Here is a 234-nt window from a genome sequence, read left to right on the forward strand (position 1 = left end):
AGACGGTGTCGGCCGCCACCCAGGAGAACGGCACGCCGGCGGCGATCGCCCGCTCAATCATCGCCAGCGCCAATCCCGGCTTGGTCGAAAAGCTCGTCCCCTCCGGCACGTGGACGGCGGCTAATCGGGCCGGATCCGAGGTCCAGGTCTTGGGCAGGTACAAGGCTCGATCGATGAATGCATGACCGTGCCGCGAGGCGTAGGCCGCGAACACGCCGATCTGACAGTTCGTGA

General features: G+C 66.2%; 1 protein-coding gene. It reads right to left on the reverse strand.

All coding sequences use genetic code 11. The features are described 5' to 3' along the window. Window positions 1-234: transposase (locus MFF40_RS28625; RefSeq protein WP_238263212.1), on the reverse strand; the 234-nt coding region annotated here is incomplete at both ends.

The sequence above is a fragment of the Methylobacterium mesophilicum genome (genome assembly GCF_022179445.1).
GTDB classification, from domain to species: Bacteria; Pseudomonadota; Alphaproteobacteria; order Rhizobiales; family Beijerinckiaceae; genus Methylobacterium; species Methylobacterium mesophilicum.